This is a genomic window from Ruminococcus sp. NATIVEDY161 (assembly GCF_045819895.1).
GTDB lineage: Bacteria > Bacillota > Clostridia > Oscillospirales > Acutalibacteraceae > Ruminococcoides.
This window is the reverse complement of sequence record NZ_CP162392.1, coordinates 1,099,625-1,120,927: the sequence shown is the minus strand read 5'-3', so window position 1 is coordinate 1,120,927 and position 21,303 is coordinate 1,099,625. Positions and strand designations below refer to the sequence as shown.

General features: G+C 44.9%; 18 protein-coding genes and 1 tRNA gene. 10 read left to right on the top strand and 9 right to left on the bottom strand.

Annotated elements, in window-relative coordinates:
• Window position 1 precedes the first annotated feature (1 nt).
• From AB1I50_RS05470 to AB1I50_RS05460, 3 genes are all read left to right on the top strand, one after another.
• A complete protein-coding gene (locus AB1I50_RS05470; protein WP_407725201.1) occupies window positions 2-775 on the top strand; it encodes an MBL fold metallo-hydrolase in 774 nt (257 codons plus the stop codon).
• A 526-nt stretch (window positions 776-1,301) separates the two neighbouring features.
• On the top strand, window positions 1,302-2,684 hold the full coding sequence (locus tag AB1I50_RS05465) for a TrpB-like pyridoxal phosphate-dependent enzyme (RefSeq protein WP_407725200.1): 1,383 nt from the start codon (window positions 1,302-1,304) through the stop codon (window positions 2,682-2,684).
• A gap of 175 nt (window positions 2,685-2,859) precedes the next feature.
• Window positions 2,860-4,386 (top strand): asparagine synthetase B family protein, encoded by a 1,527-nt coding sequence (locus AB1I50_RS05460; RefSeq protein ID WP_407725199.1) that lies wholly within the window; start codon window positions 2,860-2,862, stop codon window positions 4,384-4,386.
• 70 nt (window positions 4,387-4,456) lie between these two features.
• Here AB1I50_RS05460 and AB1I50_RS05455 read toward each other — a convergent pair whose 3' ends face one another.
• The 4 genes from AB1I50_RS05455 to AB1I50_RS05440 form a co-directional block, all read right to left on the bottom strand.
• On the bottom strand, window positions 4,457-5,086 hold the full coding sequence (locus AB1I50_RS05455; RefSeq protein ID WP_407725198.1) for a hypothetical protein: 630 nt from the start codon (window positions 5,084-5,086) through the stop codon (window positions 4,457-4,459).
• A gap of 58 nt (window positions 5,087-5,144) precedes the next feature.
• Entirely contained in the window at window positions 5,145-5,831 is a 687-nt protein-coding gene (locus tag AB1I50_RS05450) for a GNAT family N-acetyltransferase (RefSeq protein ID WP_407725197.1), read from the bottom strand.
• 67 nt (window positions 5,832-5,898) lie between these two features.
• Window positions 5,899-6,759, bottom strand: coding sequence for a BRO family protein (locus AB1I50_RS05445; RefSeq protein WP_407725196.1), 861 nt, complete (start codon window positions 6,757-6,759; stop codon window positions 5,899-5,901).
• Between the two features lie 306 nt (window positions 6,760-7,065).
• On the bottom strand, window positions 7,066-7,863 hold the full coding sequence (locus tag AB1I50_RS05440; RefSeq protein ID WP_407725195.1) for a histidinol-phosphatase: 798 nt from the start codon (window positions 7,861-7,863) through the stop codon (window positions 7,066-7,068).
• Window positions 7,864-8,131: 268 nt separating this feature from the next.
• Between AB1I50_RS05440 and pflA the strand changes: the two genes are divergently transcribed.
• The 6 genes from pflA to AB1I50_RS05410 all read left to right on the top strand — a co-directional run bounded on the left by pflA (window position 8,132) and on the right by AB1I50_RS05410 (window position 14,994).
• Window positions 8,132-8,863, top strand: coding sequence for a pyruvate formate-lyase-activating protein (gene pflA, locus AB1I50_RS05435; RefSeq protein ID WP_407725194.1), 732 nt, complete (start codon window positions 8,132-8,134; stop codon window positions 8,861-8,863).
• Between the two features lie 18 nt (window positions 8,864-8,881).
• Window positions 8,882-11,125: a formate C-acetyltransferase gene (gene pflB, locus AB1I50_RS05430; RefSeq protein WP_407725193.1), complete on the top strand. Its 2,244-nt coding sequence runs from the start codon at window positions 8,882-8,884 to the stop codon at window positions 11,123-11,125.
• Between the two features lie 55 nt (window positions 11,126-11,180).
• The gene (locus AB1I50_RS05425) at window positions 11,181-11,561 is read left to right on the top strand and encodes a rhodanese-like domain-containing protein (RefSeq protein ID WP_407725192.1); all 381 of its coding nucleotides are present in this window, start codon (window positions 11,181-11,183) and stop codon (window positions 11,559-11,561) included.
• Window positions 11,562-12,000: 439 nt separating this feature from the next.
• Window positions 12,001-12,087, top strand: a tRNA-Leu gene (locus AB1I50_RS05420).
• 333 nt (window positions 12,088-12,420) lie between these two features.
• Window positions 12,421-13,266 (top strand): tyrosine-type recombinase/integrase, encoded by an 846-nt coding sequence (locus AB1I50_RS05415; protein WP_407725191.1) that lies wholly within the window; start codon window positions 12,421-12,423, stop codon window positions 13,264-13,266.
• A 267-nt stretch (window positions 13,267-13,533) separates the two neighbouring features.
• A complete protein-coding gene (locus tag AB1I50_RS05410; protein WP_407725190.1) occupies window positions 13,534-14,994 on the top strand; it encodes a DUF6056 family protein in 1,461 nt (486 codons plus the stop codon).
• 92 nt (window positions 14,995-15,086) lie between these two features.
• On the opposite strand, the gene AB1I50_RS05405 is transcribed toward AB1I50_RS05410, so the two are convergent.
• The 4 genes from AB1I50_RS05405 to AB1I50_RS05390 are packed head-to-tail and all read right to left on the bottom strand — an operon-like array spanning window position 15,087 to window position 18,335.
• The gene (locus AB1I50_RS05405; protein WP_407725189.1) at window positions 15,087-16,748 is read right to left on the bottom strand and encodes a recombinase family protein; all 1,662 of its coding nucleotides are present in this window, start codon (window positions 16,746-16,748) and stop codon (window positions 15,087-15,089) included.
• Between the two features lie 37 nt (window positions 16,749-16,785).
• On the bottom strand, window positions 16,786-17,022 hold the full coding sequence (locus AB1I50_RS05400) for a hypothetical protein (protein ID WP_407725188.1): 237 nt from the start codon (window positions 17,020-17,022) through the stop codon (window positions 16,786-16,788).
• A 48-nt stretch (window positions 17,023-17,070) separates the two neighbouring features.
• Window positions 17,071-18,057 (bottom strand): relaxase/mobilization nuclease domain-containing protein, encoded by a 987-nt coding sequence (locus AB1I50_RS05395; protein WP_407725187.1) that lies wholly within the window; start codon window positions 18,055-18,057, stop codon window positions 17,071-17,073.
• A complete protein-coding gene (locus AB1I50_RS05390) occupies window positions 18,018-18,335 on the bottom strand; it encodes a plasmid mobilization protein (protein WP_407725186.1) in 318 nt (105 codons plus the stop codon). The genes AB1I50_RS05395 and AB1I50_RS05390 overlap by 40 nt, the downstream gene beginning before the upstream one ends.
• A gap of 121 nt (window positions 18,336-18,456) precedes the next feature.
• Here AB1I50_RS05390 and AB1I50_RS05385 point away from each other — a divergent pair, with 121 nt between their 5' ends.
• Complete coding sequence (locus AB1I50_RS05385; RefSeq protein ID WP_407723922.1) at window positions 18,457-19,938, top strand: IS1182 family transposase; 1,482 nt, start codon at window positions 18,457-18,459, stop codon at window positions 19,936-19,938.
• A 189-nt stretch (window positions 19,939-20,127) separates the two neighbouring features.
• On the opposite strand, the gene AB1I50_RS05380 is transcribed toward AB1I50_RS05385, so the two are convergent.
• The gene (locus AB1I50_RS05380; RefSeq protein WP_407725185.1) at window positions 20,128-21,273 is read right to left on the bottom strand and encodes an AAA family ATPase; all 1,146 of its coding nucleotides are present in this window, start codon (window positions 21,271-21,273) and stop codon (window positions 20,128-20,130) included.
• Between the last annotated feature and the right edge of the window lie 30 nt (window positions 21,274-21,303).

The following is a 21,303-nucleotide window of genomic DNA, read 5'->3' as shown; positions in this document are numbered from 1 at the left end:
TATGAAAATAACCGCGTTAACCGAAAATACATCAAAAAACGGCTTGCCGTTCGAGCATGGGCTGAGCCTGTATATTCAGACGGAGAGTCGTAATATCCTGTTCGATACCGGTCAGACTGAGCTGTTTGCCGAAAACGCCGAAGCGCTCGGAATAAACTTGGCTGAGGCCGATATCGCCGTGCTCTCCCACGGTCACTACGACCACGGCGGAGGACTAAAAAGGTTTTTGGAGCTCAACAAAACCGCGCCTGTTTACCTGAGCAGGTACGCCTTTGAACCGCATTACAGGGGAGAGGAAAAGTACATCGGGCTCGATTTAAGCCTGAAAGACAGCGGAAGATTAATCTTCACCGACGGTGTTACAAAAATTGCCGACGGGCTGACGCTTTACTCCTGCAACGGCGGAAAAAAGGTTCTCGATTTGGGCTCGTTCGGCTTGAATATGAAGCAAGACGGCAGGCTTATTCCCGACGACTTCCGCCACGAGCATTACCTTTTGATTGAGGAAAACGGCAAGCGCGTGCTGATCAGCGGCTGTTCGCACAAGGGCATTGTGAACATCGAGGAATGGTTCAAGCCCGACGTGCTTGTGGGCGGATTTCACCTGTCAAAGCTCGAGCCCGGAAATACGCTGAAATCAATTGCGGAAAGGCTCAATTCCTACAATACGAGCTACTTTACCTGCCACTGCACAGGCGAGGCTCAGTATCGGTATATGAAGGGGATAATGGAGCGCTTGGGCTACCTTTCGGCAGGAGATAACATAATTGTCTAAATGTTTATGAACATTTTGACGGTTTAGTATAATACAAATTTTTCGCAAAAAAGTATTGACAAATTCTATTTGTCGGTATAAAATAATGGCAAAGAAAACAGAATTTTAAACCGTTGAGGAAGAGTGAGTAGGTCTTTCCACTTCTCTTAAAGAGAGTCGCGGACGGTGGAATCGCGGCAGAGAATGTCAGACTGAATGGACTTCCGAGGGCGAGCAGAAACGCTTTTGCGGAGTATGTGAGACGGAGTATGGCTTTCCGTAATCAAAAGCCGGCGTATGTAAGTACGCGCTAAGCGGACGATTTTATCGTCAAGCAGGGTGGCACCGCAGGAATTATCCTGTCCCGGCATTTTTCCGGGACAGGTTTTTTATTTTAAATTGGTGGTTAAAATATGGGTGTATTGTTAACAAAACGATGGCGGAGTTGAATTAAAGTTTATAAACGTATCGCAAAGCACAATTTATAATTCCAAAGATTATAAACCGACTTTTCCATCATAAATAAAAATAGAAGGAGCAAATTACTATGTCAGAAAACAAAATCCCTTACAAAATCTATCTGTCCGAAAGCGAAATTCCCTCAAAATGGTATAACCTGAGAGCGGATATGAAGAACAAGCCCGCGCCGCTTCTCAACCCCGGCACAGGCAAGCCCATGACAGCCGAGGAGCTGTCGGTGGTATTCTGCGAGGAGCTCGTTCAGCAGGAGCTCGACGACACAACTGCTTATATCGACATTCCGCAGGAAATTCAGGACTTTTACAAAATGTACCGTCCTGCTCCGCTTGTACGCGCCTACTGCCTTGAAAAGGCTCTCGGCACTCCTGCGAAGATTTACTATAAGTTTGAGGGCAACAACACCAGCGGAAGCCACAAGCTCAATTCCGCAATCGCCCAGGCTTATTACGCCAAAAAGCAGGGCTTAAAGGGCGTTACCACCGAGACCGGAGCAGGTCAGTGGGGTACGGCGCTTTCAATGGCTTGCGCGTACCTCGGACTTGACTGCAAGGTTTATATGGTTAAGGTAAGCTACGAGCAAAAGCCGTTCAGACGTGAGGTTATGCGCACCTACGGCGCTGAGGTTACACCCTCGCCGTCAAACACCACCAACGTCGGCAGAAAAATCCTTGCGGAGCATCCCGGCACAACAGGAAGCCTCGGATGCGCAATCTCGGAAGCCGTAGAGGTTGCTACCTCTAACCCCGGCTACCGCTATGTGCTCGGCTCGGTTCTCAACCAGGTTCTTCTGCACCAGAGCGTTATCGGTCTTGAAGCCAAGGCGGCGCTCGACAAATACAACGTAACTCCCGACATCATCATCGGCTGCGCAGGCGGCGGCTCTAACCTCGGCGGACTTATCGCTCCGTTTATGGGCGAAAAGCTCAGGGGAGAGAAGGACTACCGCATTATAGCCGTTGAGCCGGCATCCTGCCCGAGTTTTACACGCGGTAAGTTCGCTTACGACTTCTGCGATACCGGTATGATTTGTCCGCTCGCGAAGATGTACACCCTCGGTTCGGGCTTTATTCCGTCGGCTAACCACGCAGGCGGTCTGCGCTTCCACGGTATGTCAACAACCCTCAGCCAGCTTTATCACGACGGCTATATGGAGGCTACTTCCGTTGAGCAGACCTCTGTATTTGAGGCTGCCGAGCAGTTCGCGAGAGTTGAGGGAATTCTCCCTGCTCCCGAAAGCTCGCACGCAATCCGCGTTGCCATCGACGAGGCTCTCAAGTGCAAGGAGACAGGCGAGGAAAAGACAATCCTCTTTGGTCTTACAGGCACAGGCTACTTTGATATGGTGGCTTATGAGAAGTTCAACGACGGCGTAATGTCCGACTATATCCCCACCGACGAGGACCTTGCCGCAGGTCTTAACTCCCTTCCGCAGGTTCCCGGTCAGGAATAATTAAAAACAGCTTTAAAGCCTCCCCCGCAAGCGGTGGAGCCTTTAAAGGGCACACAACTCTTAGCCGCTGATGAAAAATTCAGCGGCTCTTTTACATTATATATAGTATATAATCTTGACTGAATTCCCCTTAGGTGATATAATTTTGACAGAATTCGACATTGGGGGTATCGTTATGTCAAAAACAGAAATTCGTTATTTCAGCGGATATATCCGCAACTATAAAGCGCTTTGCGCACAGCTTGGAATTGAGCAGGGCCTGAGCCGCGCCGAGCGTGAAAGTGAGATTTTAACCAAGGCATACGCCGAGTGGGGTATGGAAATGATGTCGCACATCTACGGCGCGTTTGCCTTTGCGATTTGGGATGAGGAAAAGCAAAAGCTGTTCTGCGTTAGGGACCAGGTTGGTCAAAAGCAGATGTTCTACGCCGTTTGCGGTAATGAATTTGTCTGCTCAGGCGATATTGACGAAATCGCTTCAAACGCGAATTTTGAAAAGAAGCTCAATATGCCCATGCTCCAGCAGTACCTGTTTTACGGCTACCCCATCGGAGAGCAGACCTTTTATCAGAACCTTTACAAGCTTATGCCCGGTCATTACGCCGTTTGGGACGGCAAGAGCGTAGAAGTTGTGCGCTACTTTATGCCCGATTTTAAGCCCGATTACTCAAAGTCCGAGGATGAGTGGGCGGCTGAGATTGAGAAGGTAGTTGATGAAATTCTTTCCGAGGAAAGAGAAGATACCGAGGTTCCCTACAAGGAATCGTTCCTCTCCGGCGGAGTTGATTCCTCATATCTTTTCGCGGCGAGCGACGCGGTTCAGGCGAACACCGTCGGCTACGGCGAGCAGGGCTTTGACGAGTCGGGCCTTGCGCGTCACACAGCGGAGCTTCTCGGCAAAAAGTTCGGCGTAAAAATCATCACCCCCGAGGAATACTTTGAGCGTATCCCCACGGTTATCGACAAGATGGGACAGCCGCTCGGAGACGCTTCCGCGGTTGCTTTTTCAATCGGCTGCAAGGCGGTCAAGGAGCACGCCGACGTTGTGTATTCGGGCGAGGGCATCGACGAATTTTTCGGCGGCTACAATGCCCACAAGCGCGAGCTTCCGTCCGACTGGACGTACCTGACTTGCTCACACATTATGTCCGAGGATTATGTAAAATCAATTATGCTCGACTACGACGGCAGCGTAAGGGCGGTTCAGCCCGTCGAGGCGCTTTGGAAGCACGTTCAGGGACAAGAGCCGCTCAACCAAAAGCTGACAATTGATATTTCGCTTTGGCTCGAGGGAGACATTTACCTCAACACCGACCGTACCAGCACAGCCTGCGGAATTGAGCTTCACACTCCGTTCAGCGATTTAAGACTGTTCAACGTTGCAAGCAAAATTCCGCCCGAGTATAAGTTCGCTCACGACCAAAACAAGTACGTTTTCCGCAAGGCGGCAAGCAGCAAGCTGCCCGATGAGGTCGCCTTCCGCAAAAAGGTCGGCTTTGCCGTTCCGGTTCGCAAGTGGCTTTCGGACGAGCGCTTTAACAAGCCGATTTCAGACAAGCTGTTCTGCGAGACCTCGGCAAAGTTCTTCAATCAGGACGAGATTAAAAAGCTCTGGACAAGCTACCTCAACGGCGAGGAACAGCTCTGGGGCAGGGTTTACGCGATTTACGCCTTCCTGCTCTGGTATGATTTAAAATTCTGATAAAGAAAAAAGCTCAAGGGAGGCACTTCGTAATGAAGTTGCTCTCTTGGGCTTTTATATTACCTCTTTTTTATTTCAATTCAAAGTGTTCAATCAGTTTTTGTAACGTGTTATCAATCGTGCTGTTTTCATCTCTGACAATCGTATAAAATCCGCTGTTAGCGTATTTATCATAAACTTCTTTAGCGTTAATTTTTTCAAGACATTTACGGTAGTTTTCCATTGCTTTCTCAGGATTCTCCGCTTGATTGAGTTGGGCAAGAATAAACCGCTTCTCGGGATCGCTTCTGTCGAAAAATCTTTCTACCGACATACTCTGCGGACAAAGCATAACCGCGATATGCTGATAGTCGGAAATCTCTCGTAATGTTTCCAAAGAGATATTCGTATCGACAAAGATTTTCTTATCTTCTGCAACCAACTGGAACAGTCTAATAATCTCTAAACTCTCTGCTTCTTTGGAACAGCCGTCAATCCAAGCGGCATATTCATCGGGAGTACGACTAATGAATTCCTGCCAATCCTTCATCGTATCGAAATAAGATAGATTGGGCTGATGTTCTTTATTGATATGCTTCATAAAAATATCGTGATAATTCTCGCCACAGCAAATACCGTCAAATCTTTCAGCCAATAGTTTTACGGCAGTTGACTTACCGGCATATGCCGTTCCGGTGATGAAATATACGTTTTGAAACAAACTTTTAATAATGTTGCTTTGTATCTGCATATTTTTCCTCATTTAATATAGAGTTTTATCAAATCATTTTATTAATATATTGGCTCTTTCTTGCCGTCAGTTCCACCCACGCAGGACGAAAAGCGCTTTTGATAGCATTGCGTACCGATTTGATATTCGACCAAGCGGCGCAGTAAAACGGAACCTTCCCCAGCGCCAATACTTCAAGCGCTAATCTGCTTGTTACAGCGGAAGCAATACCTTTTCGTCTGTATTCGGGAAGAACGTCCACACCGATTTGATACATCATCTCACAATCGGCGGAGCAACCTGAAAGCCCTATGAGTTTACCGTTATCATACGCTCCGACAGCCATCACATCTCTTTCTCTGTCGCTAAATGTCAGGGAATTATTCCACTGTTCCGTGTACAAATCTGCTAAGTCCTCTTTTTGCAAAACACGCAATTCATAACCGCAGTCAAGCTCCTTTAGCTTAGTTACGTCCGGTAGAAAATACTCCGCCATAAAGCAAACCTTCAAATCAAACGGAGCAAGCAAATCATTCAGCATATTGATTTGCGGCGTTTCAAAACAGCGGTAAGCGTCGAATTTATTGATGTACTCCAACACCGCCGGTTTCGTCCGTTCACTGACCTGTGCTACAATGTTGTTGCCATAGGAAACAAGGTCACATTCCAACGGCAGGGGAATGTATTTCCTTGCTTTGGGATTTGCTTTTGATAGCGTTACAACATTCTGTTCCAATATAAAGTCTTCCGGTTTGCAGTTGCAATCATACGCCGATTGCTGTAATGCAATATCCAATATCTCTTTATTTGTCATTGTTTTCCTCACTACTTACAACGCCCTCTATCATTCCCGTAACTACCTCATTCAGTCTTGCGGCGTTATCTGAGGTAATAACAGGCTTGCCTGTTTGTGCTTCAATATTTTTCCTTGCGTCGCCGGCAATTTTTCCGCCGCTTTGCGCTACTTCTCTGTTTTCTTCCAAGCCATAGGGGTTTTGTGTTTTAGTCAGTTCAGTGGTAGTCGCTTCGGCGAGCATATTCAGCGCAAGCTCCAGAGTGCTCATATTGTCACGCAGATTTTCCTTTTTCAGACCTTTGAGATTTTTATACTGACGTGTCGTCATACCTGACCACGCTTTGGTGACTTCATCGGTAAGGATAGCGTATTCTTTACCTTTCTCTACACCGTGAGCCTGCCACTGATCGGTCAGCTCCTTGCGGGCACGAATGGTTTGCAAACGTTGGTTTATCCAATCGGCAGGATAACCTTTCTTGGCATAAGTTTCCAATGCTCTTTCTATTGTCAGTTCGGGATCGATTATTTCTTCTATGCGCTCGCTGCCGACCTGCGCCAACCACATCTTGAACGGTTCAGCTTTTTTAGACGGGATAGATTGAATAATACGGAGAATACCTTTTGTATCTGCGGCGTTGATCTTCCTATATTTTCCGTCGGCGGTCATCATACGAACAGGGGTACAAATTGTACCCCACTTGGAATTTAACTCAGCGTCACGACTTCTCATTTTCTTTATGTATTGCTTTACATCTTTGCTTTCGGAAAGCACTTCGACAACATCCGAAACCGAAAAAAACCATTCCTCTTTTTCTTCATCCCACGCTGTTCTAATAGGTTGATTATCAAATCTTTTAATGTTATCCATTTGATCCACTCCCGACATTCTTCATAGCATACCAATTCAAATTAATTTTACCACACAACAGTTATATTAGCAACCGCATTTTACAGGACTTAGGGTGTCCCTAACAAGCGTGTTTTTACGGGCAGGAGTAAAAACGCACTGCTTGTTTAGACGTGACATCATCTCGCCGTCGCAATATGTCGAACGATTTTAATTGACAACGCAAAGAAAACTACGGCATAGCATATTGCCGTGCCGTAGTAATAATACATTAGATTTGCAAGTGCTGTCCTTTAGGGTATAACTTCCTTACGAAACACACCCGAATCAGCGGTTTTTGTTTTGCACATTTCTTATTTTAATTTTTGAAAATTCCATCGGCGACAAGCCCATGGCGTTTAGGTTTAGCACGCAGTTAAAAAACGCCTCGTCGTTTTGCAGGGCATCGGGATTGTGCGCGTCGTAGCCGATTAGTACGTCGTTGCCGATTTCGGAAGCGAGCTTCCAGAACTCGGGCTTGGGATAGCACTTTTTGTTTGTCATTCCGAGCAGATTGTACTCCAGCGGAATTCCCAGCTCCTTGGCGCAAACGCAAAGCTCCGCCATTTTGTCACGGTAATAGCCGGGCTCACCCTCGTAGTAGAGAATATCGGGGTGGGCGATGTAGGTGAACACGCCCTTGCGAAGTCCCTCGCAGACCTGAGCAACGTACCTTTCAAGCAGGGTTTCGTCGCGGTTCGGACGGCTTGAATAGTACGAATTTTGGTCGTACTCGTTGCCGACAAAGTGCTGTCCCATAATCAGGTAGTCGAGCTTGTACGGCGTTATGAACTCCATGAATTTGCCGTAGGTTTCGGGGTAATACTCGGTTTCAAGCCCGAGCAGAATTTCGATGTCATCCCTGTACTCGGCTTGCAGACTTCTTATACTTTTTACATAGCCCTCAAATTCCTCGGGCTTCATTCTAAAGTTGCTGTAGTAATCGGTGTTCGGAAAAAATTGCGGACAGTGGTCGGAAAATCCAAGGACTTTAATCCCAGCCATTATTGCCGACTCGACGTATTCGCGGTCATCGCCCTGAGCGTGATTACAGCGTATTGTGTGGGTGTGAAGGTTGTATTTCATCTTAATTCTCCAAAGGAATAATATTTGACATAACGGCAAATTTGCCTGAAAAATATTATATAACAAAACGACCGAGTTTTCAATAATAAAGGAATTATTTTTGTTACAAAATTCACGCTTATTTCTTAAATCTAATTATAAAATTACAATTTTGAAAACACACAATATATTGTGTCCTAAACTATTGACATATCCATAACTTGTGTGATATAGTTGATATGCTGTTTCGTTCGGAAACAGCATATTTAATCGTAAAAACGAGGTTTGTATGGATAAAACATTGGGCAGAATTCACTCCACAGAGAGCTTCGGCTCGGTCGACGGTCCGGGGGTAAGGTTCTTAATCTTTACCCAAGGCTGTAATATGCGCTGTAAGTTCTGCCACAACGCCGACACGTGGAACAAACGCTCAGGAACGCTGATGAGCGCCGACGAGCTGATTACGACGGCGCTCAGGTACAAGCCCTACTGGGGCGATAAGGGCGGAATAACCGTCAGCGGAGGCGAACCGCTCTTGCAGATTGATTTTCTGCTCGAGCTGTTTAAGCTCGCGAAGGAAAACGGCATAAACACCTGTATCGACACGGCAGGTCAACCGTTTACGAGGGAAGAACCGTTCTTTTCAAAGTTCAAAGAGCTTTGCACTTTGACGGATTTGTTTATCTGCGATATCAAGCACATTAATCCCGAACAGCACAAAAAGCTGACGGGCGTTAAAAACGAAAATATCCTCGATATGCTACGCTTTTTGTCCGATATCGGCAAGCCTGTGTGGATTCGCCAGGTGCTTGTCCCGGGAATTACGGACGACAGCGGTTATCTCAGACAGACGCGCGAGTTTATCGACACGCTCAAAACCGTTGAAAGAACAGAGGTTTTGCCCTACCACACAATGGGCGCTTACAAGTGGACGGAGCTTGGAATGAGTTATCCGCTCGAAGGAGTACAACCGCCGACGCAGGAAGGTATTAAATCGGCAAAGAATATACTAATTGACTGATACAAAAGGAGATTTACAATGGACGCTTGGAGAGGTTTTAAAGGCAGAAAATGGCAGGAGGACGTTAATGTCCGCGAGTTTATCCAGAACAACTACACTCCCTACGACGGCGACGAGAGCTTTTTGGAAGGCCCCACCGACGCTACAAAAAGGCTTTGGGATAAGGTTCAGGCTCTGCAAAAAGAGGAGAGAAAAAGAGGCGGCGTTCTCGAGTGCGAGACTGAGGTTGTATCCTCGCTCACCTCATACGGCGCCGGATATATTGACGAAAACGAAAAGGAGCTCGAAAAAATCGTCGGCTTGCAGACCGACAAGCCCCTCAAACGCGCGTTTATGCCCTACGGCGGCATCAAAATGGCGGCTCAGGCGGCTTCTACCTACGGCTACAAGGTTAATGACGACCTCGTAAAAATCTTTACCGACTACCACAAAACCCATAACCAAGCGGTTTTTGACGTATACACCGCCGAGATGAAGAAGGTTAGACACAACCACATCATCACAGGCTTGCCCGACACCTACGGCCGCGGCAGAATTGTAGGCGACTACAGACGAGTTGCACTCTACGGACTTGATTATCTTATTCACCGCAAGGAGAAGGATCTCCGCTACTGCGGCGGCAGAAATATGTCAGAGGAGCACATCAGGCTCAGAGAGGAAATTGCCGAGCAAATCCGCGCCCTTCACGGTATGAGGGAGATGGCGAAGATTTACGGCTATGATATCTCGCGTCCTGCCGAGACCGCTCAGGAGGCTGTTCAGTGGCTGTACTTCGGCTACCTCGCCGCAATCAAAACTCAGAACGGCGCGGCTATGAGCGTCGGCAGAATTTCGACCTTCCTCGATATCTACATCAGACGCGACCTCGAGGAGGGCAGAATCACCGAGAGCGAGGCTCAGGAGCTTATCGACCACCTTGTTCTTAAATTCCGCCTTGTAAAATTCGCGCGTATTCCGTCGTACAACGAGCTTTTCTCGGGCGATCCCGTTTGGGTAACCTTAGAGATGGCAGGCGTCGGTATGGACGGCAGACATATGGTTACCAAAAACGATTTCCGTTTCCTGCATACTCTTGAAAATATGGGACCTGCGCCCGAGCCGAACCTCACAGTGCTTTGGTCGTCAAGACTTCCCGAAAACTTCAAGAAGTACGCCTCGAAAATCTCGGTTGACACCTCGTCAATCCAGTATGAGAACGACTGCGTAATGCGTCCTGTTTGGGGCGACGACTACAGCATTTGCTGCTGCGTTTCCGCCACTCAGACAGGTAAGGAAATCCAGTTCTTCGGCGCGAGAGCAAACCTCGCGAAGTGCCTTAACTACGCTATCAACGGCGGTGTTGACCTCAAAACAAGGGAGCAGGTAGGACCTGAAATCAGACCTATCACAAGCGAGTACCTCGACTATGAGGAGGTAATGGACAAGTTTAATATTATGTTCAGCTGGCTTGTAGAGGTGTATGTCAACACGCTCAACCTCATTCACTATATGCACGACAAGTATTACTACGAGGCGGCTGAAATGGCGCTTATCGACACCTACACACGCCGCACCTTCGCAACAGGTATCGCGGGCTTCTCGCACGTTGTTGACTCGCTTTGCGCTATCAAGTACGCCAAGGTTAAGACCATCCGCGACGAGGAAGGCTTTGTTACCGATTATAAGGTAGAGGGCGACTTCCCACGCTACGGCAACGACGACGAACGCGCCGATAAAATCGCGATTTGGCTGCTCAAAACCTTTATGAAGAAGGTCAGGGAGCACCACACCTACCGCAATTCCGAGCCGACAACCTCAATCCTCACAATCACCTCAAACGTTGTTTACGGCAAGGCGACAGGCGCTACTCCCGACGGCAGAAAGGCGTTTACGCCATTCGCCCCCGGTGCAAACCCTGCATACGGTGCTGAGAAAAACGGTCTTCTCGCCTCGCTCAACTCGGTTGCGAAGCTTCCGTATGAGTTCGCGCTCGACGGAATTTCAAATACACAGACAATCAGCCCAGACGCTCTCGGCCACGACGACAGCGAGAGAATTGATAACCTCTGGCATATCCTCGACGGCTACTTTGACAAGGGTGCTCACCACCTTAATGTAAATGTTTTCGGCGTTGAAAAGCTTAAGGATTGTATGGAGCATCCCGAAAAGCCCGAGTACGCAAACTTTACAATCCGTGTTTCGGGCTACGCGGTCAAGTTCATCGACCTCACACGCGAGCAGCAGCTCGACGTTATCGCCAGAACCGAGCACAAGGTACTTTAATTATACAATCACAGGCAGGCGCTTTGCCTGCCTGTTTTACAACAGGAGTTTTGAAATGAAAAAGTTTTTAGCCGCGGTACTCGCCGCGATTACGCTGATTTTCGCAGGCTGCGCCCAGCCAAACGGTTATAAAGAAATCACCCAGGAGGAAGCCGCAAAGATAATGCAGGAGCAGAGCGGATTTATCATCCTCGATGTAAGAACCGCTCAGGAATTTAACGGCGGCCATATTCCGAACGCGATTAATGTGACCAACGAGAGCATTACCGATAAACAGCCCGAACAGCTGCCCGACAAAAATCAGATGATACTTGTGTATTGCCGCAGCGGCAGACGCAGCAAGCAGGCGGCTCAAAAGCTTGTGGATATGGGATATACAAATATTCTCGAGTTCGGCGGAATAAATACCTGGCAGGGCGAAACAACCCCTCAATAACAAAGATATCGTATTGACAAACCGTTTTTTATTTGATATAATAACGCTTGTGGATTAAGCAATACGCTCCGCCTCGGCAAGCTCAGCCGTGTAAAAATATGAGCAATTCGCGGATATGGCGGAATTGGTCGCGCTGCGAGCGCTGCCGGTGGCAGATGAAGCGAGCAAAAGCGAGGTTTGAAATAAGGAGTACAGGGAGCGTGTGCTCACGCGACGCGGTACGACTATATTTCAAGCGGGACACACCGCGCATGGTTCAGGTGACACCCCTTCGGTGTAACTGAAAAATCCGTCTTAAACTTTCTCCGAAACCTACAAAAATTTTATACTCGCAGGTATGGCGGAATTGGCAGACGCGCATGGTTCAGGTTACACCCCTTCGGTGTAACTGAAAAATCCGTCTTAAACTTTCTCCGAAACCTACAAAATTTTTATACTCGCAGGTATGGCGGAATTGGCAGACGCGCATGGTTCAGGTCCATGTGAAAGCAATTTCATGCAGGTTCAAGTCCTGTTACCTGCACCAGTATGAGTGTTCATAACGGATTTATGTTATGGACACTCATTTTTTTCAATTTCTACCGTTATGTATTCGGTGAGCAGGTTTTTGTGCCTGCTCACCTTTTCTCTTATGCGGATTTAGCTGTGGGGATATACTCCACGTCTACGCCTTTTCGGGTGTTGGCTTTGTAGTTTTCGTCCTCTGATGACGGTAGCTCTAAGTAGACGACAAAACGATAGTGCGGGGCTGTAGCTTTGCGCATTCGTAACTTAAGATGATACATTACATAATTAGATTGATAATTAATCGCTGTACTTTTCGAGTAAAATAGAAAGACAAATACTCGGAGGTAAGACTATGAAAGGAAGATTATTAACAGAAGAACATATAAAATCTTTTATCAATCATCTTCGGATGGAGGAAAAGAGCGCAAATACAATAGAGAAATATGCTCGTGATGTAAAGGCATTTGCGGCGTATTTGAACGGCAATGTGATTAGCAAGGAGCTTGTCATCGAGTACAAGCAAAAGCTGATTGCCGACGGATATGCTGTGAGCAGTATCAATTCGATGCTCGCCGCCGTGAACAGCTTATTTGATTACTTGGGCTGGGTTGATTGCAAAGTAAAGGCAATTAAAATTCAACGACAAATCTACTGCCCCGAAAATAAGGAGCTGAGCAGGGCGGAGTATTTACGTTTGGTCGAAGCTGCCGAACGCAATCACAACCATCGTTTGAATATGATATTGCAGACGATCGGCGGTACAGGCATCCGAATCAGCGAGTTACAATCCATAACGGTTGAAGCGGTGAAAAGCGGTACTGTTGAAGTAGCTTGCAAGGGCAAGAATCGCGTGATTTTCATTGTGAAAAAGCTAAAGAAAAAACTGCTCCGATACGCCGCCGAACGACATATCAAAGCAGGAGCTATCTTTATTACGAAATCTGGAAAGCTGGTCAACCGTACAAACGTATGGCGAGAGATGAAAGCCTTGTGCAAACAGGCTCACGTCAATCCAGATAAGGTGTTTCCTCACAATCTGCGACATCTGTTTGCAAGGACGTTTTATAAGCTGGAAAAAGACATTGCCAAGCTCGCCGATATTCTCGGTCACAGCAGTATCAACACGACAAGGATATATATTATTTCCACAGGCTATGAGCATCTAAAGCGTATGGAAAATATGCGGCTTGTGGTTTGATTACATAATGTCGATTATGTTGTAATATACTTAACTATTATACATTGATAATCATATTTAATCAACATATTTTGCTCAAAAAGTGCGAACGATTAATTATTTTTTCGAAATTTGACACAGAAAACCAAGTTCCTAAAAAGCAAGTATTTACGAACATAGTATTATTGCGCTGTTTTGCTTTGAAATTATGTTATAGCTCGTTGTGACTAAATCTTCTCTACAACATAATCGACATTATGTTATCAATTGATTTTTTGGAGTGATGATATGAAAGAGCTTTTAAGTAATAAAAAATCGATAAACACTGTAACAATATTATTCTTTGTTGGTTTATTACTTAGTATAATACCAATTATAGTGGCATCTTTCTATTCACACCCTTTGGCTGATGATTTTAATTTCTCAGCTAAGGTACACCAAGTTTTTGTTAATGGCGGTGGGTTATTTGAAATATTATTTGCAGCATTTTCTCAGGTAGGTGAAAGCTATAATGGATGGCAAGGTCTTTATTCTGCTTCGTTTTTTAATTCTTTGCAACCCGCTGCTTTTTCAGAAAATCTTTATTTTTTAACTACTGTTATTATTCTTTTATCATTGATTGTATCAACATTCTTTATTATTATTACACTTTTTAGCTCGTTTGGATTGGATAAACGATTTGCCGTTATAATATCTTGTATTATATTGTTTTTATCGATACAGCTTGTGGTTGATAAGCATGAAGCGTTTTTTTGGTGGAATGGTGCAGAGGCGTATACTCTTATGTATTCTTTTTCATTAGTATTGATTTCACTAATTATCAGGATGTATTTCGCTAGAAAAAATGTAATGAGAATAGTATATTTTGTTTTTTCTTTGCTATTGGCTGTAGTTGTTGGGGGAGGTAATTTTTCAACTGGACTAATAACAACAGTGTTATTAGGAATAGGAATAATAATAGTCTTTAAAACAAATATAAAAATCATACCATATTATTCTATTGTTTTTGCAGCATTATTGACAGGATTTATTATTAGCGTGATAGCTCCTGGAAACAGCGTTCGAGCTGCTGAGGTAACAGGGGAATCGCCAATTATGGCAATTATTCATTCAGTATTTTATGCGTTTACATTTATCGCGAGTTGGACTGGATTATGTCAAATTGCAGGATTCATTTTAATAGCATTGTTCGCAATGATTTTAACTAAAAGAACAAACTACAAATACAAGTATCCTTTCTTAGTACTTATAATTACATTTTTAGTGTTTGCGACACAATTAACACCGTCGCTTTATGCTATGAGTAGTGTTGGTTCCGGTAGACAAGTAAACATTTATTATTATTCATATTACTTTCTTGTTTCTTTCAATATATTTTACTTTTGTGGATGGATAAATAGCAGAAAGATAGTAAAGATAAGGATACAAAATATTAGGAAAAGTTACATTTTATGCAGTTGCTTAATAATTGTTGGTATATTTATTGGCGGTTGCTTTAATTATGGTTTTCATAATATAACTTTAGTGGATACAGCATTTTCATTAAAAAATGGGACCCCTCAAATGTATAGTTTAGAGTATATGGATAGGATTGATAAAATAAAAAGCGGAACAACAACAATAAGTGATATTGAAACTGTACCAGACTTCTTTTCTAAGTTTGATATAAAAGAAGATCCTAACTACTGGACCAACAGAGGCATTGCAAATTATTATAATGTGGAAAAAATAACATTGAAATCTAAATAGGATACACATTATTTGCAATCTCCGTTACACAGTTACAATAATATTTTACACGGCAGGAAGATAGTTTAACCGCTATCTCCCTGTCCTTTTCTTTACTCCTTAAACCTCATTCTTCTCCGCATTGCGAGCGGATAGTTGCCTTTTTCCAGCACCTTTATGTCACCTTGTTTTTCGCCGTTGCCATTGAAAATTATCATATGCTCAGTGAAGGCGGCGTTCAGATTTATCTGGATTCTTAAGCCTTCTCCGTCCTCGTAGATGATTATTTTGTCAATCAACTGCCGGAGATTGGCATTGCTGATTTGCCCTTCCTTGATGATTTCTTCAATCAAATCAACCGTCTGCTTCATTTCCGACTTGCGCTTTTTGATGGTTTCGCTGTAGTTTTGAATATCGTACAGTTCCTGAGATATTTTCTTGATGTCATTTTCACAAGCGGTGAGCATTTCATCGTAAACCTCGGCGTGTTCTTTGTCGCGGATGCGCTCGAGCAGAATTTCTTTTTGGTCGGATTTGCGCTGTTCAAGGTCGGCGTTGAGCTGTTTGATTTTTCCGGTGACGGTGCTTTTCTGTTTCAGCCATCGGCGGACGTCGTTATCAATATTCTTGTAATTCTCCTTTGCTTGTTCACGGATATTCAGAATTTCATTGTAGACAAGCTCGTCGATTTCGCTCTCGTTAATTCTATGCGCCGTGCAGTTCTCTTTGCCGTAGCGATGGTAACCGTTGCAGGCATACTCGATTCTTAACGGTTTATCGCGCCATTTGCGCTTGATTGCTACAAAGGTTGAACCGCAGTCGCCGCATTCAAGCAGTCCTGAATACCTATGACAGGGCTTCCCTGCGCTTGCTCTGACGTTGCCTTTTTTCTTCTGCTCAATCATCTTTTGAACTAACTCAAACTTTTCCTTTGAGATAATCGGCGTTACAAAGTTTTCGTGAACATATTGTTCTTCTTTGGGAACGTCCTTGCGGATATGGGTGATTTTATTGTTGTAGGTCTTGTGGCAGATCAGCGTTCCGATATAGAATTCGTTTTGCAGAATCCGCTTTACTCCCGTGTTATCCCACAGATATTTCAAGCCGATTTTCGGCTTGTTGTATCCGAGGTTCTTGCCGAGAAGCTGCTTTTGATAGTAGGCAGGCGACTTGATTCCTTCCTCATTAAAGATACGGGCTATGGCGGAAAAGCCATAGCCCTCAAGATACATATCGAATATTCTTCTGACGATTTGCGCGTGTTCTTCTACCACGACCACCTGATTAGTGTTTTTATCTTTGAAATAGCCGAGCGGCGGTATCATTACAAAGCCCTTCTTCTGCTTTTGTACCATGCCCGCTCTGACCTTTTTGCTGATGTCGCGCGCATACATATCATTGAACAAGCCTTTGAAACCGATAATCAAATCGTCGTCCTCGTTGCTTGTGTCGAGGTTCTCAGTGACCGACAGAACGCGGACGTCGTGCTCTCTGAGATAGTCAATGAACAGCGCGGTTTGCGTTTTGTGTCTGCCGAGGCGGGACATATCCTTGACGATAATCGCCTCAATCGTGCCCTGCTCGACCTGTTCATAGATTTTGTTAATGCCCTCACGGTTGAAGTGCATACCGCTGACGTTGTCGTCAAACGATTCGCCGACAATCTCGTGACCGTTTGATTTTGCGTACTCCACGAGGATGTTTTTCTGATTCGTGAGCGAGTTTAGCTCCGCGTCCTCATCGCGTGAGAGCCGATAGTATAACCATACTTTCATTTTGTTTCCTCCTGTTGGATATAAAATAAGCCTGCCGTTAAGCAGACTTTTTGGCAATGATTATTTCTTCTTCCGTGTCGGGAAGCAAGCTGTCATCGGTGATATAGTCTTTTATAACGCTTTTGATGAAAGCGTTATACTGCTCGTCCGTGCCGACATATTTGAAATGTACGGAGCTGATTTTGGTTTTCTTTTCAGTTTGCATAATCATATTTCCTTTCATATTTTTGTTGATACGCGCGTATGGTATCGCCGCGCCGTTTTGTTGACACAAACACTACCACACCTTTTTCGCAAAGTCCAGACAGATTCTGTAGAAATATTAATAAGTTTGCGCGATACCCTGCTCGCGCTCGTAGTCCTCACGGGTGCAGTAGGTGCGGAATGCTTCGTTGGAAATCTTCCGCCCGAGGATTTTCTCTAACCTCAACTTCTCCATTGTGCTCATTTCTTTGATATAATGCGGCTGATAATAGAAGCCCTCGGGGACAGTCGAGAGTATATCTCCGAGGAGATTTATCAATCCATCAGAGCTTGTCATGGTGAAACTGTCATCGTGATAAGGCGTAACGTAGTCACAGTAGGTGTCGAGCATTGCGCCGTCGCATCCGCCCATAGCGAAGTACAATTCGAGGTTGTTTTTTAGAAAACGCTCGTCAAACAATTTGTTGTCGCGCACTTTATAACCCTCGGGCGTGGTGAAAGTAATATATTTGTATTTGTCCTCCCACTGAACTTTATAGCCATGCTCACGCATATACTCAATGAATTCTTCCTTGGTAGCTGACCAGCCGATGGCATATGAAGCGGTTTCTATCAGGTCACGTTTCCATCTTGAGTTGCGCGGATTCTTGGTTTTGGTCTCGGTAACACTCAGTCCGTACTCTCGGCAGAGCTGATTGGAATACTCCTTCGCCTGCAGCATTTCATCACGGCTCTGGTGAAACTTTTTGCCATTCTCGAAGTTCACGCTGTTCATAATCAGGTGATTGTGGATGGCTTTTGTATTGATGTGCGTGGCAACAAGCACTTGAAAACCGGGAAAGTATTCCGCAAACTTCAAGCCAATTTCGTGCACGGTCTCGGGTGTGAGGTCGTCATCAGGTGAGAACGACTGCACGATATGGTAGTAACTCCTGCCATCCTCCTTGTGAAACCGCTTCTTGATGAACCGGAATTCATCGAGCGCGCTCTCGGGACAGCAGTTGATGCCGCTGATCAATTTGCTTTCCGTCGCTTCACTGCGCATTACATAATCAAAAATATTGTTCATCGGACTTCCTGCGTTAACGAATTTAACAACTGCCAAAGCCTTGCCACCTCCTCTCTCGTTTCACGCAAGTCAACCTCGTAAGCGTAGCCGGAATTTACCGCTCGCGTCAGCTGGTTGAGGTTGTTGCCGATTTTTCTCAGTTCATTTGCGACTTCATCAACACCTTTTACGACGATAATCTTTTTGCCAAGCGCACAGTCACGCAGATACATACTCGGCGTTCGGTAGGAAGAGTACGCCTTTTCCTCAATGATTTCTCTCTGCTCCGGCGTAACTCTCGTTGAAATGATTTCAGTTTTTGTTTGCTTTTTCATAATAATTACCTCCATTCTTTTAATAAAGGGGTGCGGGCGAGACTGTGTCAAAAGTAAAGACAAAGTCTGAAAAATATGGTATAATAATGATGCAATAAACAGATGCAAGGGAGTTGTTTGTATGCAGTATATTTCAGGTGAAGATCGGAATCAAATATCAATGCTGCCTCCCAGCATAGATGAATATGTCACAGAGGACAATCCGGTAAGGGTTATTGATGCTTTTGTCGACAGCCTTGATGTGGCTGCTATGGGATTTAATCATTCTGAGCTAAACTCAACCGGCAGACCACCGTATGCGTCTCAGGACATGCTCAAGCTATATATTTACGGTTACTTTAACCGCATTCGCTCCAGCAGATGTCTTGAACGAGAAACGCATCGCAATCTTGAGGTTATCTGGCTGATGAAAAACCTTCGACCGGATCACAAAACAATCGCTCGTTTCCGTCATGACAATACAAAAGCTCTTAAGAATACTTTTAAGGCGTTTGTAACTCTTTGTGCTAAATGCGGATTATACGGTAAAACACTTTTCTCAATAGACGGCAGTAAATTTGCAGGATGTAATTCCAAAGACAGAAATTTTAATTCCGAAAAACTAAAGGATAGAATCGCAAGAATTGATCAAAATCTTGAGAAATATTTGTCTGAGCTTGAAAGTAACGATGACGGTGAAGCTGAATCCGAAACCGGAACAAATTGCAGCATTCAACAAATAATTAGTGAGCTTACAGAGCGTCGTGATAAATATCAAGGTATGCTCGAGGATTTAAAAGAGAGCGGTGAAACACAGATTTCTTTAACAGATCCCGATTGCCGAAGAATGACCAATTCGATGAAAAAGACAGTTGTCGGCTACAATGTTCAAACGGCTGTCGACAGCAAAAATGGATTGATTGCTTCATACAAAATCACTAATCAGGTAACGGATATGGGGCAGCTTCACGATGTTGGCGCGGAAGCAAAAGATAATTTGAAAATAAAATCAAAGATAGATTTACTTGCTGATAAAGGATACAATTCTGCTACTGATATTGCTGAATGTTACGCAGATAATATGAACGCAAATGTTTGTATGGATATTGAAGAATTTGATATCTGCGTGGAAACAGATGAGGATACGCCAAAGCCAGAAACACATCAGAATGGACGCTGTGTATATCTAAAAGAGCGTAATGTTTGTATATGTCCCATGGGTGAAATACTTTATCCGGCAACTTACAGAACTGCAAAACACAGCGCTAAATTTAATAACTTCCGTAAATGCCGATTATGCAAACACCGCTGTACTACTGCAACAGCAAAGCAATTTGAAGTATGGATGTTGCCAAGTGAGTTTTCAAAAGAATACAATATTGAGAATCTTCACGTCAAACAAGTAAGAATAAAACCCAATAAAGAACTTCTCAAACAGAGGAAATGTTTGTCGGAGCACCCGTTCGGCACTGTTAAAAGAGCTTTTCATGCCGACTATCTGCTCACAAAAGGATTAACATTAACCGATGGAGAATTTGCGCTCGCTTTCTTGATTTTTAACATGAAACGAGCGCTTTCGGTGCTGGGTATAAAAAAGTTAACAAAAGCAATTAGAGCAGTGTAACAGAAATGTTATGCTGTTTTTTCATAAAACTCCCCTTCAAGGGGTTGGGGGCAACAGCGGGCAAGGTTCGGGCAGTGGCTTTTGACACAGTCTGGGGCCTTGCCCGCATCTGCCTTTGCGGCCGCCCGAAAGAGGGCGGTCGTAATACAAAGGCGAAACTGGCAATAAAGCGGGACGATAATCCGTGAATTAACGGTATCTGCCACGTCTGCGTTGTTCTTCGTAATATGCTTCCGAAGGTTTAACTCTTATTGTTATCGGTTTCTCATTAACAGGGACGACAGGAACGGCAGGGACGGCAGTTTTGACGCCGCTAATTTTGCCGTCCTTAACGTCACTGCCGTCACTTTCGGGATTATAACGGATATTCAGAAAACGCTTGCCGTTACTCCTGCCCGAGACAAAAAATACGCCGTAGCTTTCCAATTCATAGCGGTATTTATTCATCAGCTTTTTGAGCACGCTCGGCGTGATACTCTTACAGCAGAAAGAAGAAAAATCTTCGGCGAAGTCGGTGTTCGAACCAACGTACATACTCGTCTGCTTCATATACCTAATCAACTGATTAATTTCATCAGGCAACAACATTTCGGGATTTTCAATGCTGTCAGACAGCAATTTCCAAGTGTGTGTGTCGGCAGAGAAAGTCAGCTCCAACTCGCGGCTCTCTATATCTCTGCCTGTGCAGGTCAGCGTTGCGTTCTTCTGATTACGGCTGCTCCTGTCAAGAATCAGCGCGGTATCAATCGCTCCGCTGATGCCTGTAGTGCCGGAGATTTTATTCAGCGGATCGCTGTCGCCCTGTTTCCTCAAATGGTGCACAAGCAGAATGGTGATTTGCAGCTTGTCAGCTAATGCTTTCAGTCTTTCGATTTCCTGATAATCGTTGGAGTATCCGGTGTCCTTTTCTGTGTTACGAATCATCTGGAAGGTGTCTATCGTAACAAGTACCGTGTCCGGATGTTCAGCTACGAAATCAGTGATCTGTTTTTCAAGACCGCCGGACAACGAACAGGATGAGATGGCAAAGTAAGCGTTGCCGGGCGCTTCGTCCGTTACGTCAAACAACCTGCTCTGAACACGGTTCCAGTTATCCTCCAAGCAGAGATAGAGCGTTGTGCCCTTTGTCGTTTTGAAATTCCAGACATTTTCTCCCTTGGCTATGCGTATCGTCCAGTCCAACATCATCCAAGACTTGCCGATTTTCGGAGCACCGCTTATCATAGCAACGCCCTGCGGCAGAAGTCCCTCAATACAATAGCGGATTGGTTCTAATCGCATATCCATTAATGTTTCGCCGTCAATGACGGTGAGTTTTTTCTTTGTGATTGACATATTTATCACGCTCCTAAATATATTTTTTAC